This window comes from Persicobacter sp. CCB-QB2, from assembly GCF_001274635.1.
GTDB classification, from domain to species: Bacteria; Bacteroidota; Bacteroidia; order Cytophagales; family Cyclobacteriaceae; genus Persicobacter; species Persicobacter diffluens.
This window is the reverse complement of sequence record NZ_LBGV01000001.1, coordinates 2,486,981-2,502,110: the sequence shown is the minus strand read 5'-3', so window position 1 is coordinate 2,502,110 and position 15,130 is coordinate 2,486,981. Positions and strand designations below refer to the sequence as shown.

Sequence of the window (15,130 nt, the reverse complement as noted above, 5' to 3'; positions counted from 1 at the left end):
GAGCAATAGGAAACAGGCCCTTCCTCTTCTGATTGATGAAGAATGCAGGCCGTGTTTTTTAGTGCTCATCAGCATTATTGAATTTTACCCTGCACCCAATAATCCATTACCAACTGATCTTCCAATAAAGGGGATATTTTCCGCATTGCAGCGAGATGGACCTTGTGGAACTGGTAGATTTCCCGCGCATGCACATCCTCAAAAGAAAGGGTAAAACAATATTCAAAGCCCTTGTCCAAACCTTCTGTACTGCTATTCTTTCCCCACTGCAATTCACTGATCTGCGGGATGACTTCCTCTTGTCGGGAAAATTCGGCCAAAGCTTCCTGAATGCGGTGGGGATCCGCTTCTTTTTTGAACTTCAAATGGATCACTTGCTTGAGGCTACTACCTCGCATTTCGGGAGTTTCGGGACCTATTCGGTAGGCGGCGATTTTTCGGGTATTGAAATCAAATGAACCAGCAATGAGAAAGGACTTGCCGTCAATCTCCAATGCATTAAGTCCGTAATACACCGGAAAACCGGTCTCCAAATAATTGATGGCGCTGAGCTGCCCTTGTGCATCCAAACGGCATAATTGAATGGCCGCATCATCACGCGTCCCTACCGCAATAATGGCTTCCTGTTCATTGACCGAAACGAATTCAATTTTGGTTTGTCCTTGGAGTTTGGTGTTTTCATTGTCTTTGAAAACGCTGTGAGGGGCAAGCTCACCTTTCTTATTGATCTTAAAGATGGAAACGGCATCTCCATGATAGACAAAATCAGTGTTTTTGATAAAGCCTTTTCTTTTATAATACTGATGGTGTCGGTGTCCGACGATCAGGTAGTGCTGATCCCCGAAGCTGGCACCAGTCACCGGATAGGTACCGGTCAGGTAGCGGTCGGTGGTATTGTCGCTGATGCTGTTGACATGTTTGAAATGACCATTTTCATATACCCGAAATCCGCTGATGCCATTGTCCTGAAAGCCACCGGTGAACAAATAAGTCTTTCCTTTTATTTGATGCACGAACATGCCGATGATACCATCGGTGTGGATTTCCTCCGTATCTTTCATGGACTGCACGTGGCTGAGTTGGCCATCGGCATGGATTTTAAAACAGCTCAAGCCTGGGGTCTCTTCTAGTCCTCCGGCGAAAAGGTAGGCATCATTTTTCATATGAATCACCTGCAGGGTAATGCCGATGCCGATATGTGTTTCTTCGGTGTCGTGAATAATAAATACCGATTCTAATGCGCCGTCGTCGAGGATTTTATACACCTCAATCGCATCCCCAAATTTATTGGCCACAAACAAGAAATCAGTGCCCTTGATATTATCCGCGACCATCCCTCGGGCGGGGCCTTTCTTTTTGTATTGCTCCTGCTTTTCAATATGTGTCAGCTTTCCTTGGGCATCAAGCCGGAATACATCAATGTCCTCAAATCCGCCCGCATAGACATAGTGTGCTCCATTCTTTTCATAGCTGGTGATAGAAACGGTGTTCTTTCCGGAGATGTCTTTGGTGTCTGTTCGGTAAAGGGAAATTTGATCGGGCGTCTGCGCCATGCTGGAAAAGCACAGGCATAATAAGATCAAAAAAAAGTAGTTTTTCATGTTGATGAATCGTAAGCAGATGAATAAAAAATAGGACTATTGCCTCGGTCTTGGAAAGATACGCAAAATAAGATGATTGTTGGAGTGCTACCAATTCGTAATCGTTTTATCTGTTAGGCAATTGCATTTAGTTCATATTCGAAATGTAATTTATACTTTCCGAAATAGTCATTAAATCGTAAGATGATAAAAACATTTTTCGTGTGGTTTTTAATCATTGAGTATTCATTTCGATCAACAATATCCATCGAGTATTTTCAAGCTGGAAATGGGAAGCAAGTGAAACTAATCTGAGTGAAGGAGGGAAGGGGGTATTGGGTTGATTTTCTTTGTTGATGAATCAACCGTATTTTTAGGGAAATACGGCCTTTTCAGGTAAAGGAATGGGCTTGAAATTAGAATATTGAAAACTATAATTAACAAAAAGATTGTTTTGAGTGAAATTATATAATTCACTTCTGATTAATGGGTATAGATTGCAATGACTAAATAATGTTCCGGACTTCGTTCAAAAGTCTTTCAAGCTTTGGAAGGAGGGGCATAGCTATGAGCCGTAATAATACTCTCTAAAATTTATGCTAAGCCAAGTAATCACGGTTAATATGGAGCGCAGAGGGTGGAGCCGATACAAAAGACGTGGTGGAGTGGAGTGTATTGAGGAAAGTATGGGGCCTTAAAGTAAAGACCGCTCAACTTGGTGGGATGCCCGTTAAGACCAGCTTTATATTGTGTATAAGCAAAGGAGGGAATTTACCACCTGATATGCTTATTCGTCGTTTTTTTGAACTTCTACTACACCTTTATAATTAAAACAATAATAGATGTTTTTCTAAATCAATGGATTGGCCATTGTTTTCCGATTGCGATTTTAGACACTGTTACTACCGGTGGTTTGCTTCTTTTCTTTTTGTATTATTTTAATGGATTCTTGTAGTTGTTCATTCTGATGGCTAAGGAATTGAATCTCTTTGATCAGCTTACGTTTTTCATAATGCAGATTTTGATTTTCTTCCAAAATGGAAAGTAAAAGTGTTGAGTTAAGACTGTTAAAAAGCTTGTCTTTTTGATCTGATGCTTTAGTCATACTACTGAGAGCGTAAAGAGTGTCTAAAAATTACCTTGCTTTGGCTAATATTGATATGGCTTTTGATTTGCTCAAATATGGCTGTTTTTAGAGGATTTTAAGCTCAATTTTATTCAAAAGTCTGAATTATTCACTACTTTCTTTTTCATGTTTTAATTAAGAATTGAATAATTCAATTTTGATCAGGGGCTTAAAATAAGATTGCAGCGCAGGCATTGTTTTCTTGCGAAAGGAGCGCTTTAATTTAGCGATAGCTTGAAAGTTGCATTCGGATGTTTAATGATGGATTACCCATAGGAGGTAAAGACCTGTTAGATGGGTTTATTTGTATTATTTGGAGAATAAATTTATGGGGGCTAATAGTGGAAGGCGGTGAAGTTTCCATGGTTTTCCCTCAGTAGAGGGGTACTGGAGAAAACCATGGAAAGTCGAGTATTGATGGACTGCTCAGCTGTTATTGACTTATCGTTGGAGGTCGTTTATATTCCGATGATCTGCATATCGGATGCCTTGAAGTTGGAGGTGGTTAATTGCGGCTGTACTAAGTCACTGATGCGTTGCGAAAGCAGATCAATTGCGCGCTTTTTCAAAAAAGGACGCAGGTAAACCATGCTAACTTCTCTAACCGGAAAAGGCGATTCGAAGCGTTTGGTTTTTACCTGTCGGTCTTTAGTCATCAGTTGATGGTATAATTCGGGAACCAGGGTGATGCCGCCAAATTGATCGGTTAAATGGAGTAAGGTATCAAATGAGGTGGCTTCAAACTGAAGGCTTTCAGATTCCAAAGGTTTCTCTTTTAAATCACAAAGGGTGATGGTTTGATTGCGAAAGCAATTTCCCTCCTCTAATAACCAGATTTTCTGATTGAGCATTTCTTGTGGGGAAATATATTGCTTGTTGTTGCCCTCTATACCATAAACCATCATCGCTTCATAATAGAGTAGGTTTTCTTCCAGCACCGCTCCCTCTACCGGCGTGGCCATAATGCCCATGTCAATTTTTTCTTCATGCAATTGCTTGATGATGTTTTCCGTGGTAATCTCATGAATCTCCAGTTCCAGTTCCGGAAAGTCTTTCATAAAGTGGGGAAGCATGACGGGTAGCAAAGAGCTGGCAATGGTCGGAATAATGCCTAGTCGTATTTTTCCTTTTACTTCTTCCGATTGCTGATCGCACAGTTCAACAATCTCTCTGCGGTCTTTAAGGATTCTTTTGGCAACTTTAATAATCGCCTTGCCACTATCGGTGGTTTGTACCGGCTGCCGGCTTCGATCAAATAATACCGTATTTAATTCGTTTTCCAGCTTTTTGACCATTGCACTTAAGGTGGCTTGGGTAATATGGCAGCTTTCCGCAGCCTTTCCAAAGTTGCCCAATTGGTCAATGGCAATGATATATTCCAGTTGTTGAAAGTTCATTGAAAATATTTTAGGGGGGAGATCAGGCCGGAATTGTCGGCTGTCGCTCACTTTTATTCTTGATAATCAGTCGGTAAAGTTAATGATAGATTTTATCTAATGCAAAGATAGAATTAATCAGTTTTCATCTAACAAAAATCCCCCCTACTTTTGTCATGTAATCAATCAGAAACAATAAAAAATTATACGATATGTCATTCACTGGTAAAAAATTCCCTTCTATTGCTGTTAACGCTATGAACGAAATGGGCGAGACCATTCAGATCAACGTTTTGGAAGAAGCAGTAAAGAATAATAAGAAAGTGTTGTTGTTCTGGTACCCTAAGGATTTCACCTTTGTGTGCCCAACAGAGCTACATGCTTTTCAGGAAGCTTTAGCGGAGTTTGAAAAACGTAATACGATCGTAATCGGCGCATCCGTAGATACCGCTGAAGTTCACTTCGCCTGGTTGAATATGCCAAAAGATCAGGGTGGTATCGAAGGTGTTACTTACAATATCCTGGCAGATAGTAATCGTAATCTTTCCTCCGTATTGGGAATTTTGGATGCACAGGAAACCGTACACCACGAAGAGTTAGGTGTGGACTTATTAGTAGGGGATAATGTGACTTATCGTGCCACTTATTTGATCGATGAGGAAGGTACTGTATTCCACGAAGGCATCAACCACATGCCATTGGGACGTAACGTACAGGAATTCCTAAGAATGATCGATGCTTATGCGCACGTTCAGCAGCATGGTGAAGTTTGCCCTGCGAACTGGGAAGAAGGAAAAGAAGCGATGTCTGCTAACCGTGATGGCGTAGCAGAATATTTGGCCGCTCACTAATTCTCCTAAGCTTTCCACCGGGGAGTCGGTGCTCCAATAGATTCCCCTGTGTATTCACCATTTTTATATATTCCCTTAATTAGAAAGATCATGTTTGAAGAATTAAAAGAAGATAGATTAGCTGAAGTAGTCTCCACTAATGATACCGTATTTGTTCAATTCTCCGCCGGTTGGTGTGGTAACTGCCGCATTATGAAGCCAAAATTTAAAAGGTTCGCCGGAGAGCATGAGGGTACCCCTTTCGTGATGGTAGATGCGGAAAAATTCCCGGAGTCCAGAAAGCTGGCCAAGGTGAATAACTTACCAACTTTCGCCGCTTTTAGAAATGGCGCCCTGGTAAATCAAATTCAAACCAACAAAGCAGAATCTTTACAATTCTTCATTCATGAGATTACCAATAATTAAGCATATTCACTCCTTTATCAAGGAGAATGATCAGGACTTTGTCATTGAAGCAATGGAAGTGCTGGAGCATTTGACAGAAAGTGAAAACCTGAAGGATGAAGAACTGGATGTTATTGGGGAATTAATCAGTAATATGTCCGGTGCATTAGCCGTGAGGGATATGGTTCAGGAAGGGAAAAGTGAGAAGGAAGCCCTGAATGAATTTATGAAACGCGTGATGGGATCCATCAACTAAGGGGCAGTAAACGGCTCCGAAACATCAAACATTCGATAAAAAATCAAACCTAAAGTAACAATAACCGACGAACCCTAGCAGGCTATAACCGGAAATTATAACTGCTGCATTAGCGAAGGAAAATGATTCCTTCAGAAGTTATCATCAATCAACGATTAGAGGCCGAAGTGAGGATCATCACTTCGGTTTTTTTTGTTTCTTTCATTTTTAGCTTTTTTTTTCTGAGGAGCTAAGGGTTTTTGCTTTCGTTTCAGAAAGAGAATCGGAAGTATTGATTGCGATGTGGAAGAAAGAAATGGCGATTTTTCCGGAGTTAAATCCTAGAAATAAACATAAGCCCCTGTGTGTTAGTGTTTTGTAATTCGATAGATTTTATCTAACACAACGATAGAATTAATCAGTTTCCATCTAACAAAAATCCCCCCTACTTTTGTCATGTAATCAATCAGAAACAATAAAAAATTATACGATATGTCATTCACTGGTAAAAAATTCCCTTCTATTGCTGTTAACGCCATGAACGAAATGGGCGAGACGATTCAGATCAACGTTTTGGAGGAAGCGGTAAAGAATAATAAGAAAGTGTTGTTGTTCTGGTACCCTAAGGATTTCACCTTTGTGTGCCCAACAGAGCTACATGCTTTTCAGGAAGCTTTAGCAGAGTTTGAAAAACGTAATACCGTGGTTATCGGTGCATCCGTAGATACCGCTGAAGTTCACTTCGCCTGGTTGAATACGCCAAAAGATCAAGGTGGTATTGAAGGTGTGACTTACAATATCTTAGCAGATAGTAATCGTAATCTTTCCTCCGTATTGGGAATTTTGGATGCACAGGAAACCATACACCATGAGGAGTTAGGTGTGGACTTGTTAGTAGGAGACAATGTGACTTACCGTGCCACTTATTTGATCGATGAGGAAGGTACTGTATTCCATGAAGGGATCAACCACATGCCATTGGGGCGTAACGTACAGGAGTTCCTAAGAATGATCGATGCTTATGCACACGTTCAGCAGCATGGTGAAGTTTGCCCTGCGAACTGGGAAGAAGGAAAAGAAGCGATGTCAGCTAACCGTGATGGCGTAGCAGAATATTTAGCCGCTCACTAATCCTCCTAAGTTTTCCACCGGGGAGTCGGTGCTCCAATAGATTCCCCTGTGTATTCACCATTTTTATATATTTCCTTAATTAGAAAGATCATGTTTGAAGAATTAAAAGAAGATAGATTAGCTGAAGTAGTCTCCACTAATGATACCGTATTTGTTCAATTCTCTGCCGGTTGGTGTGGTAACTGCCGCATTATGAAGCCAAAATTTAAAAGGTTCGCCGGAGAGCATGAGGGTACCCCTTTCGTGATGGTAGATGCGGAAAAATTCCCGGAGTCCAGAAAGCTGGCCAATGTAAATAACTTACCAACTTTCGCCGCTTTTAGAAATGGCGCCCTGGTGAACCAAATTCAGACGAACAAAGCAGAATCTTTACAATCCTTCATCCATGAGATTACCAATAATTAAGCACATTCACTCCTTTATCAAGGAGAATGATCAGGACTTTGTCATTGAAGCAATGGAAGTGCTGGAGCATTTGACAGAAAGTGAAAACCTGAAGGATGAAGAACTGGATGTCATTGGAGAATTAATTAGTAATATGTCCGGTGCATTAGCCGTGAGAGATATGGTTCAGGAAGGGAAAACGGAGAAGGAAGCCCTGAATGAATTTATGAAACGCGTGATGGGATCCATCAACTAATCAAACAAAGCAAGAGCAAAAATCAAACCTGACCTCAGAATACCTAAACAAACAATACCGGGCAATACCTGAAAAATGTTGCCGTCAAACTAAAACCAGGGATGACCATCCCAATTGAATAATCAAACATCTTTTAGAGACCGAAGCGAAACCCATCGCTTCGGTTTTTTTGTTTGAAGAGGCGGCGCTAAAGTATTTGGTTTGGGCGTCTAGGAATACCCCTTATTTTTCACCCTTTGCTTGCTGCGGAGGTAGTGCTAAAACGTACTTGTTGAAAATAAAGAAGAGAGTCGTTTCATCGTTTTTGGGTTGGCTTGCGGTAAGTTGTTGATTATTAGTGGGTTTTATTTGATAGATTTTATCTAACACAACGATAGAATTAATCAGTTTTCATCTAACGAAAATCCCCCCTACTTTTGTCATGTAATCAATCAGAAACAATAAAAAATTATACGATATGTCATTCACTGGTAAAAAATTCCCTTCTATTGCTGTTAACGCTATGAACGAAATGGGCGAGACCATTCAGATCAACGTTTTGGAAGAAGCAGTAAAGAATAATAAGAAAGTGTTGTTGTTCTGGTACCCTAAGGATTTCACCTTTGTGTGCCCAACAGAGCTACATGCTTTTCAGGAAGCTTTAGCGGAGTTTGAAAAACGTAATACGATCGTAATCGGCGCATCCGTAGATACCGCTGAAGTTCACTTCGCCTGGTTGAATACGCCAAAAGATCAGGGTGGTATCGAAGGTGTTACTTACAATATCCTGGCAGATAGTAATCGTAATCTTTCCTCCGTATTGGGAATTTTGGATGCACAGGAAACCGTACACCATGAGGAGTTAGGTGTGGACTTGTTAGTAGGAGACAATGTGACTTACCGTGCCACTTACCTGATCGATGAGGAAGGTACTGTATTCCACGAAGGCATCAACCACATGCCATTGGGACGTAACGTACAGGAATTCCTAAGAATGATCGATGCTTATGCGCACGTTCAGCAGCATGGTGAAGTTTGCCCTGCGAACTGGGAAGAAGGAAAAGAAGCGATGTCAGCTAACCGTGATGGCGTAGCAGAATATTTAGCCGCTCACTAATCCTCCTAAGTTTTCCACCGGGGAGTCGGTGCTCCAATAGATTCCCCTGTGTATTCACCATTTTTATATATTTCCTTAATTAGAAAGATCATGTTTGAAGAATTAAAAGAAGATAGATTAGCTGAAGTAGTCTCCACTAATGATACCGTATTTGTTCAATTCTCTGCCGGTTGGTGTGGTAACTGCCGCATTATGAAGCCAAAATTTAAAAGGTTCGCCGGAGAGCATGAGGGTACCCCTTTCGTGATGGTAGATGCGGAAAAATTCCCGGAGTCCAGAAAGCTGGCCAATGTAAATAACTTACCAACTTTCGCCGCTTTTAGAAATGGCGCCCTGGTGAACCAAATTCAGACGAACAAAGCAGAATCTTTACAATCCTTCATCCATGAGATTACCAATAATTAAGCACATTCACTCCTTTATCAAGGAGAATGATCAGGACTTTGTCATTGAAGCAATGGAAGTGCTGGAGCATTTGACAGAAAGTGAAAACCTGAAGGATGAAGAACTGGATGTCATTGGAGAATTAATTAGTAATATGTCCGGTGCATTAGCCGTGAGAGATATGGTTCAGGAAGGGAAAACGGAGAAGGAAGCCCTGAATGAATTTATGAAACGCGTGATGGGATCCATCAACTAATCAAACAAAGCAAGAGCAAAAATCAAACCTGACCTCAGAATACCTAAACAAACAATACCGGGCAATACCTGAAAAATGTTGCCGTCAAACTAAAACCAGGGATGACCATCCCAATTGAATAATCAAACATCTTTTAGAGACCGAAGCGAAACCCATCGCTTCGGTTTTTTTGTTTGAAGAGGCGGCGCTAAAGTATTTGGTTTGGGCGTCTAGGAATACCCCTTATTTTTCACCCTTTGCTTGCTGCGGAGGTAGTGCTAAAACGTACTTGTTGAAAATAAAGAAGAGAGTCGTTTCATCGTTTTTGGGTTGGCTTGCGGTAAGTTGTTGATTATTAGTGGGTTTTATTTGATAGATTTTATCTAACACAACGATAGAATTAATCAGTTTTCATCTAACAAAAATCCCCCCTACTTTTGTCATGTAATCAATCAGAAACAATAAAAAATTATACGATATGTCATTCACTGGTAAAAAATTCCCTTCTATTGCTGTTAACGCCATGAACGAAATGGGCGAGACGATTCAGATCAACGTTTTGGAGGAAGCAGTAAAGAATAATAAGAAAGTGTTGTTGTTCTGGTACCCTAAGGATTTCACCTTTGTGTGCCCAACAGAGCTACATGCTTTTCAGGAAGCTTTAGCAGAGTTTGAAAAACGTAATACCGTGGTTATTGGTGCATCCGTAGATACTGCTGAAGTTCACTTCGCCTGGTTGAATACGCCAAAAGATCAAGGAGGTATTGAAGGTGTGACTTACAATATCTTAGCAGATAGTAATCGTAATCTTTCTTCCGTATTAGGGATTTTGGATGCCCAGGAAACCGTACACCATGAAGAGTTAGGTGTGGACTTATTAGTAGGAGACAATGTGACCTACCGTGCCACTTACCTGATCGATGAGGAAGGTACTGTATTCCATGAAGGCATCAACCACATGCCATTGGGGCGTAATGTACAAGAGTTCCTAAGAATGATCGATGCTTATGCGCACGTTCAGCAGCATGGTGAAGTTTGCCCTGCGAACTGGGAAGAAGGAAAAGAAGCGATGTCTGCTAACCGTGATGGCGTAGCAGAATATTTAGCCGCTCACTAATTCTCCTAAGCTTTCCACCGGGGAGTCGGAGCTCCAATAGATTCCCCTGTGTATTCACCATTTTTATATATTCCCTTAATTAGAAAGATCATGTTTGAAGAATTAAAAGAAGATAGATTAGCTGAAGTAGTATCCACTAATGATACCGTATTTGTTCAATTCTCTGCCGGTTGGTGTGGTAACTGCCGCATTATGAAGCCAAAATTTAAAAGGTTCGCCGGAGAGCATGAGGGTACCCCTTTCGTGATGGTAGATGCGGAAAAATTCCCGGAGTCCAGAAAGCTGGCCAATGTGAATAACCTGCCTACTTTCGCCGCTTTTAAAAATGGCGCCCTGGTGAACCAAATTCAGACGAATAAAGCAGAATCTTTACAATCCTTCATCCATGAGATTACCAATAATTAAGCACATTCACTCCTTTATCAAGGAGAAGGATCAGGACTTTGTCTTAGAAGCATTGGGGGGTTTAGAACACCTTACCGAGAGTTAAAATTTACCCCGGACTATTCATGCTTAAATCCTCGTTTAGCTGCTAGGCGGGAAAAATGAAGGAATTTTTCCTATTTCGAGTTTTTCTCAACGAAGCAGATGAATGAGGAGAAAGCAAGCATACCCGAATTTGAGCTTTTGATAATTCGATAAAACTAACTGGAAAGTTCTGAAAACTAAACGCTTATAGCAAATTACTAAATCTACCGGTGAATAATTAGGGTTAAAAGATGAAGAACTGGATGTTATTGGGGAATTAATCAGTAACATGTCAGGTGCTTTAGCCGTTAAAAAGTTAACCGATGAGGGGAAGACTGAAAAGGAAGCCCTGAATGAATTTATGAAACGCGTGATGGAATCCATCAGCTAAATCAAACAAATCAATACCAAACCATAACCGGAACCCTAAATCAACAGTACCCAAAACAAACAATAGCAGACAATAACCGGAAAATTTTGTCGCTAGACTAAAACCCAAGGCTGCAATGCCTGATATAATAATCAACAATCAATAAATTGGAGGCCGAAGTGAAACCCATCACTTCGGTTTTTTTTGTTTATGATCATTCCTTATGATAAGATGGCGGTGCTTTTTTTGCGAGGAGAACCGGATTGAAGTTATCCGCTTAGCCCAAATTATTCACAGTCAGGTTAAGTGATTTACTATAACTGAATTATTATCATAGCATTACATGCTGGTTGGCTGATTTTTTAATGGCCCAAATTTGGTAAGCTTGCTTTTTCCTCATTCATCTGCTTCCTTGTAGAAAACTCCAAATGGAAACATTCCTTTCTGTTTCCCGCCTGGCAGCAAAACGAGGATTTAAGTATGAATTTGCTTCGTGTAAGTCCATAAGGTGGGGATTTGAAAGCGTATAATAAAAATGAATCACCTTTTAGTGTGCCTGCAGGTATACAATCCAGTGCGGAAAGGTTGGTCAGCCACCTATGGCCACTATGACGGATAGTGTAAAGCTGATTTTAAAGTGGTTTTTTGTCATATCGTCATTTGAAAATTTACTTTTTTTGAAAGTGGTTGGTTTTCATAGAGGAAGAGGGTGGTTTTAGGGGCTTTCCGTTCTTTTATTGGAGGCTTTATGTTTATGGGGAATGCCTACAGATTTTAAACAGATTTGATAAGCATTTTGCAGGTTTATGGCTCGGCAGGGAGAAATTCCTCACCGGCTAAAGGTTTTGAGATCATCCCTGAAATGAGAATTGAATTAGAATTGAGCTTTGGTGGTGGATTTTTGAATCAACGGAACAATCTTTGAATTGGAATTAAATCCGATATCCCAAAAAGGAATCTCAATAAAGATATTTTTATGAAGTTATTAATTGTAGAGGATAATGACCTTTTGGCTGCAGACATGCAAGACCATCTCATGGAAAATGGATACCTGATTGAAAGGGCTGCCACTGTAGCGGACGCCAAAGAGAAAATTGGGGTTTATAGTTATGAGGTCATTATTCTGGATTTGGGATTGCCGGATGGTAATGGCCTGGATGTAATCCGAGTATTGAAGGAGAAGGAAAGTAAGACCGGTATTCTGATCGTAACGGCCAATGACACTGTTGAGGATAAGGTGAAAGGTCTGGAGTTGGGCGCAGATGATTATATTACCAAACCTTTCCATCAGGCAGAATTGAATGCCCGTATCAAATCCTTAATCCGGAGAAAAAATGCCCAGGGCAATAATGAATTACGTGTAGGTGATTTGATGGTGAATACCGTTGCCGGAGAGGTAAAGGTGGGCGGGAAAACTTTGGACCTTACCCGTAAGGAGTATGAATTGCTCCTGTATTTCATGTACAATAAAAATCGCGTACTGACCAAGGAAGGGATAGCAGAACACCTTTGGGGAGATCATATTGATCAGGCCGAAAACTTCGATTTCATTTATAATCACATCAAAAACGTTCGCAAGAAGATCACCGCAGCCGGAGGGGAAAACTCCATCAAATCGGTCTACGGCATGGGGTATAAACTGACGGAGGGATGAGTAAAAAGCGGTCCATGCACCTGATGCCCAAAATAGCGGTGCTTTTTTTGTTTTTCGTCGTGATTGCGTTTTTTATCAATGGACAGTATCTGATTAATCAGACCAAAAAGCATATTGAAGGTAATGTGAGTTATGCCTTTAAATTGCGCGAAAAACAAATCATTGAGCACCTGAAAGAGGGGAAGGATCCGGCACTGGTGCGGGGAGCCTGGGTGGCTTATGCGGATAGTTTGCCGGAATCCGGCTTGCGGGAGGCCACTTACGATACGCTGATGTTCTCTAAATATTTTGATGAAATTTATCTTTTCCGGATAAAGGAAACCAATATTTGGGTGGATAGTGTGCAATATCATCTGGTACTGAATCGGAATATTGATGATTTTGCCAGCTTGAAAGCCGATGTGCGGAATACGCTGATACCTTCCTTTATTTTGCTGGCAGGTATTGTGCTAATATTCAGTATTTTCCTTTCGGGGGTGGTCTTTCGTCCTTTTTATTCCATTATGCGGAAGATGGAGGATTTTAAGCTGGGGGATAAAGCGGAGATCAAGCCGGTGAAGACATCCACTCAGGAGTTTGCCCGTATGCAGGAATTATTCATCGCCATGGTGGACCGGATTGAGGAAGATTATCGCAATCTAAAGGAGTATACGGAAAATATGTCTCATGAAATTAAGACGCCTCTGGCTATTATCCGCAATAAAACCGAACGACTGATTGCTGATGAAAGAGTACTGGAAGCGCAGGCCGAGGTAGTGAAAACGATCTTTGATGAGACCAACCATTTAACACGTCTGGGATCAACCCTCAATCTTTTGACTAAGATTGAAAACCACGAATACCGCAATACAGAAAAGTTATTTACTAAGCCATTTATTGAAAACCATATTGACAGTGTATCCGAGCTGGCAGGCCTGAAAGACCTTCAGATAAACGCAGTTTTATCGGAAACACATTATCTGATGATGGACCCTTTCCTGTTTGAGATTATTCTGAAAAACCTTTTTCGGAATGCCATTTCCTATGCCTCCAAGGGGACCATTATCGAAATTGAAACCACGGAGAATAGCTTTGGTATTCGAAATGCCGGCCCTGCGCCAAAGGTGAGCCCGGAGAATATTTTCAAGCGTTTTGCTTCCGGTAATCAGACCAAGAATTCTTTGGGCTTAGGTTTGGCTTTGGTAAAGCGTATTTGTGCTTTGAATCAATTAAGAATTGAGTACCGCTATGAGTGCGGATTGCATGGATTTTTTATTGGGAGGAAGTAAGCGTCCATTTATCTCTTAAGGGAGGCTGCCTAACAAAAGTAAGCAATATAAGAGCAGATGGCTTTCTTCGTTTTTTTAATCTTCAGGGGCTTATGGAACCATCCTTTGCTAATTTATGGATATAAGGACTGAATCAGAAAAAAGCCTCCTGATAATAAACTTCAAGAGGCTTTTTTTAATATTTCCTTGCCCGGATGGTTTTGCCCTTTTGAAAGGAATATAGCTTTAAAATGGAATCAGAGCGGTATAAAACCTGATATTTCGTTTCGGGACGGTTCGCGTTCCGGAGCTTTAAATTCCCGTCTCTGACCACATATTTAAATTCCTGCACCTGTCCTGCTTCGGAATGCTGTTTGGCAATGGAATCATTTTCAAAGGTAAAAAGGATTGGTGTTCCCTCCTGATCAAATCGCCAGTCACCGATCAGGGTATTCTGGATGAGTAAGTCATTTTGAATAACTTTTTCACTCAATGGGGCCTCAGGTTTTGGGATGAAATGCGCCCGTACCAAATAATCCATTTCGTAGGAAAGAAATAAGAAAAGGATCATCAGACTGCCGGGCCAACCGAAGGAAATGTAGGATTCATCCTCCATACTGTTTTGATGTTGAGCTTTGAGCTTCAGGGCATCTACTTTCTTAACAATGTAGGTTTGGCTTTTGGTGTCATGCCAACAGCGATTGTCTTTTTGAAAAATTCGAAGCCAGCCAATGGGGATCCATCGTGCCAGGTTTCTAATGGTTATCATTTCCAAGCTAGGAGCGTCTCCATGTTGGTCCACTACTCTGGTTTCGGTAATGAATTTGCCGAGGGTCCATTGAAAATGGTATTCAAAGAAGATGTAATAAAACAGGAAAAGCGTGATGTTTAAAAACCAACCGGTTTCTAGTTTATAAAAATAACTGAAAAGGGATAAAGAAGACTGTACAACAAAGGCGTCAATGCCAAAGTTGATGAGTCTGAGCCATTTGTCGGCAGTAGGGACCGGAATGCCACTGATTTCCTCAAGTTTCCAGCTAAGCCTTTTATTAAGAAGTGAAATAACCTTTCCCATAATTATCAAGGAACAAAAAAAACAATTATCCAAAATATGGATAGGGGTTGCTCTGCTTGTGAAAGTATAGTATGTAAGTTTTGTGGTCTATTTTGGTGGTACATAAATAATAGGATTGTACCTAAATCACAAGAGAAAAGGGAAAACCTTTCTGCTTTTAT

At 40.9% G+C, this 15,130-nt stretch carries 17 protein-coding genes; 13 read left to right on the top strand and 4 right to left on the bottom strand.

The annotated features are described in order from the left end of the window. Positions 1-74: 74 nt before the first annotated feature. The 3 genes from NG22_RS11110 to NG22_RS11100 all read right to left on the bottom strand — a co-directional run bounded on the left by NG22_RS11110 (position 75) and on the right by NG22_RS11100 (position 4,103). Positions 75-1,601 (bottom strand): Dabb family protein, encoded by a 1,527-nt coding sequence (locus tag NG22_RS11110; protein ID WP_082305062.1) that lies wholly within the window; start codon positions 1,599-1,601, stop codon positions 75-77. Positions 1,602-2,469: 868 nt separating this feature from the next. After that, complete coding sequence (locus tag NG22_RS11105; RefSeq protein ID WP_053405790.1) at positions 2,470-2,685, bottom strand: hypothetical protein; 216 nt, start codon at positions 2,683-2,685, stop codon at positions 2,470-2,472. Positions 2,686-3,164: 479 nt separating this feature from the next. Then, positions 3,165-4,103, bottom strand: a complete 939-nt coding sequence (locus tag NG22_RS11100; RefSeq protein ID WP_053405789.1) for a hydrogen peroxide-inducible genes activator — start codon at positions 4,101-4,103, stop codon at positions 3,165-3,167. A gap of 191 nt (positions 4,104-4,294) precedes the next feature. On the opposite strand from NG22_RS11100, the gene NG22_RS11095 reads away from it, so the two are divergent. The 13 genes from NG22_RS11095 (at position 4,295) to NG22_RS11035 (ending at position 13,915) form a co-directional block, all read left to right on the top strand. Continuing rightward, the gene (locus NG22_RS11095) at positions 4,295-4,933 is read left to right on the top strand and encodes a peroxiredoxin (RefSeq protein ID WP_053405788.1); all 639 of its coding nucleotides are present in this window, start codon (positions 4,295-4,297) and stop codon (positions 4,931-4,933) included. A 90-nt stretch (positions 4,934-5,023) separates the two neighbouring features. After that, positions 5,024-5,338 (top strand): co-chaperone YbbN, encoded by a 315-nt coding sequence (locus NG22_RS11090; RefSeq protein ID WP_053405787.1) that lies wholly within the window; start codon positions 5,024-5,026, stop codon positions 5,336-5,338. Beyond that, positions 5,319-5,573 (top strand): hypothetical protein, encoded by a 255-nt coding sequence (locus NG22_RS11085; RefSeq protein WP_053405786.1) that lies wholly within the window; start codon positions 5,319-5,321, stop codon positions 5,571-5,573. The genes NG22_RS11090 and NG22_RS11085 overlap by 20 nt, the downstream gene beginning before the upstream one ends. Positions 5,574-6,044: 471 nt before the next feature. Further along, complete coding sequence (locus tag NG22_RS11080; RefSeq protein WP_053405785.1) at positions 6,045-6,683, top strand: peroxiredoxin; 639 nt, start codon at positions 6,045-6,047, stop codon at positions 6,681-6,683. 90 nt (positions 6,684-6,773) lie between these two features. Then, on the top strand, positions 6,774-7,088 hold the full coding sequence (locus tag NG22_RS11075; protein ID WP_053405783.1) for a co-chaperone YbbN: 315 nt from the start codon (positions 6,774-6,776) through the stop codon (positions 7,086-7,088). Continuing rightward, entirely contained in the window at positions 7,069-7,323 is a 255-nt protein-coding gene (locus NG22_RS11070) for a hypothetical protein (protein ID WP_053405782.1), read from the top strand. The genes NG22_RS11075 and NG22_RS11070 overlap by 20 nt, the downstream gene beginning before the upstream one ends. Before the next feature lie 457 nt (positions 7,324-7,780). Then, a complete protein-coding gene (locus NG22_RS11065; RefSeq protein ID WP_053405784.1) occupies positions 7,781-8,419 on the top strand; it encodes a peroxiredoxin in 639 nt (212 codons plus the stop codon). Positions 8,420-8,509: 90 nt separating this feature from the next. Further along, the gene (locus tag NG22_RS11060; RefSeq protein ID WP_053405783.1) at positions 8,510-8,824 is read left to right on the top strand and encodes a co-chaperone YbbN; all 315 of its coding nucleotides are present in this window, start codon (positions 8,510-8,512) and stop codon (positions 8,822-8,824) included. Beyond that, entirely contained in the window at positions 8,805-9,059 is a 255-nt protein-coding gene (locus NG22_RS11055) for a hypothetical protein (RefSeq protein ID WP_053405782.1), read from the top strand. The genes NG22_RS11060 and NG22_RS11055 overlap by 20 nt, the downstream gene beginning before the upstream one ends. A 457-nt stretch (positions 9,060-9,516) precedes the next feature. Next, positions 9,517-10,155, top strand: a complete 639-nt coding sequence (locus tag NG22_RS11050; protein WP_053405781.1) for a peroxiredoxin — start codon at positions 9,517-9,519, stop codon at positions 10,153-10,155. Between the two features lie 90 nt (positions 10,156-10,245). Beyond that, positions 10,246-10,560 carry a co-chaperone YbbN gene (locus tag NG22_RS11045; protein ID WP_053405780.1) on the top strand — a complete coding sequence of 105 codons (315 nt, stop codon included), beginning with the start codon at positions 10,246-10,248 and terminating at the stop codon, positions 10,558-10,560. Positions 10,561-11,969: 1,409 nt separating this feature from the next. Continuing rightward, a complete protein-coding gene (locus NG22_RS11040; RefSeq protein ID WP_053405779.1) occupies positions 11,970-12,647 on the top strand; it encodes a response regulator transcription factor in 678 nt (225 codons plus the stop codon). Then, positions 12,644-13,915, top strand: coding sequence for a HAMP domain-containing sensor histidine kinase (locus tag NG22_RS11035; protein WP_053405778.1), 1,272 nt, complete (start codon positions 12,644-12,646; stop codon positions 13,913-13,915). The genes NG22_RS11040 and NG22_RS11035 overlap by 4 nt, the downstream gene beginning before the upstream one ends. A 175-nt stretch (positions 13,916-14,090) precedes the next feature. Here NG22_RS11035 and NG22_RS11030 read toward each other — a convergent pair whose 3' ends face one another. Further along, on the bottom strand, positions 14,091-14,969 hold the full coding sequence (locus NG22_RS11030; protein ID WP_053405777.1) for an RDD family protein: 879 nt from the start codon (positions 14,967-14,969) through the stop codon (positions 14,091-14,093). Positions 14,970-15,130 lie beyond the last annotated feature (161 nt).